Below are 688 nucleotides of genomic sequence, written 5' to 3' on the forward strand. Positions count from 1 at the left end.
TGTGGTTCAAGAAACCTTCCAAATGTCACAGACCCGTGCTTATACCACTGGTGGTACTGTACATATCGTTATCAACAACCAAGTGGGCTTCACCACTAGCCGTCAAGAAGATGTTCGTTCAACCGAATATTGTACTGATGTGGCAAAAATGGTACATGCACCAATCCTACACGTGAATGGTGATGATCCTGAGTCAGTCGTTTTCGCAGCTCAATTAGCCTTAGACTATCGTCATCAGTTTGATAAAGACATCATTATTGACTTGTTCTGCTATCGCCGCAATGGTCACAACGAGGCAGATGAGCCTTCAGCCACTCAGCCATTGATGTATGCGGTTATCAAGAAACTGCCAACGACACGTACCCTTTATGCACAAAAGCTCATCGCAGAAGGTATCTTAAATGCTGAAGAAGAAAAACAGTATGAAGATAATTATCGTGAATCTTTAGATCGTGGTGATTACGTTGTTAGCTCACTGGTTCAAGAACCTAATGAGCAGTTATTTGTAGATTGGAAACCTTATCTAGGTCACGACTTGGTTGACGACTGGGATACTAGTGTTGATATCGAAAAGCTCAAAGGTTATGGACGCCGTATGGCTGAGATGCCAGAAGGCTACAAGCTACAGCGTCAGGTTCAGAAGGTTGTTGAGCAGCGTTTGGCTATGCAAACAGGCGAAGAGCCTCTT

The 688-nt window shown here is 43.9% G+C and carries 1 protein-coding gene; it reads left to right on the forward strand.

Features of this window, described 5'->3' with window-relative positions; translation table 11 throughout:
* Positions 1 to 688, forward strand: a 688-nt coding sequence (locus ACS8FC_RS17785) for a thiamine pyrophosphate-dependent enzyme (protein ID WP_439297768.1), incomplete at both ends; no start/stop codon positions are given.

The sequence above is a fragment of the Psychrobacter sp. 1Y4 genome (assembly GCF_051847555.1).